Here is a 961-nt window from a genome sequence, read left to right as displayed (position 1 = left end):
CATGAAACAGAACCTCATGTTTGCTTTCCTTTACAATGCCTTGGGTATCCCAATAGCAGCTGGCGTACTCTACCCATTTACCGGTTGGTTGTTGTCACCCATGATTGCGGCCTTGGCCATGAGTTTTAGCTCCGCTTCAGTGATCACCAATGCCCTTCGCCTGCGACATAAAAAGCTATGATAGAGAGTCTTTTTCTTCCACCAGATGTATCAGGCCTGATTGCAGCACTTGCCATCGGCCTGCTCATTGGTTTAGAACGAGGATGGAATGATCGTGAACTGCCAGAAGGCAGCCGAGTAGCAGGCCTACGTACCTTCACATTGACAGGATTACTCGGAGGAGTGCTGGGTCATCTACAGCCAAACTTTGGGCCTTGGCCGCTGGTCGCAGCCGTATTAGGGCTTTCCCTTTTACTTACGGTATCCTACGCGCGTACCGCAAAAATTTCCGGTAATTTAAGCGCTACCACGACGATCGCGATGCTGTTGACATTAGTTCTAGGTGCATATGCATCCCATGGTAATGTTACTTTAGCATTAACAGCGGCTGTCATCGTGGCTGTATTTTTGGATCTCAAGCCAACCTTACATGGTTGGTTACGCTTGATCGAACATCGTGAATTAACCGCATCTCTACAGTTACTGGTACTTTCTGTCGTTATATTACCTTACTTACCCAATACGGGTATGGGACCTTTTGCTGCATTAAATCCTTACCAGTTATGGTGGGCAGTGATCCTGATTGCCGGACTCTCTCTGGCAGGTCATTTTGCCATGCGGCTCACCGGTTCAGAAAGAGGCATACTCTGGACAGGTCTATTGGGTGGTTTGGCATCTTCTACAGCTGCAACTGTCGCACTGGCACGCTATACACGCCAGCACCCCGTCATGGTCAGTGCTGCTATTTCTGGAACATTGGCTGCCTGTGGCATCATGTTTTTTCGTATGGTTGTGCTGATAG

General features: G+C 48.7%; 2 protein-coding genes. Both read left to right on the top strand.

The window, feature by feature from the left end:
• Positions 1 to 181: hypothetical protein (locus SE27_RS14755; RefSeq protein ID WP_455550033.1), on the top strand; the 181-nt coding region annotated here is incomplete at its 5' end.
• Positions 178 to 961 (top strand): MgtC/SapB family protein (locus tag SE27_RS14750; RefSeq protein ID WP_455550032.1); only part of this gene is annotated, 784 nt, incomplete at its 3' end. The genes SE27_RS14755 and SE27_RS14750, both read left to right, overlap by 4 nt.

This window comes from Acinetobacter harbinensis, from assembly GCF_000816495.1.
GTDB lineage: Bacteria > Pseudomonadota > Gammaproteobacteria > Pseudomonadales > Moraxellaceae > Acinetobacter > Acinetobacter harbinensis.
This window is presented reverse-complemented; position numbering and strand designations above follow the sequence as displayed.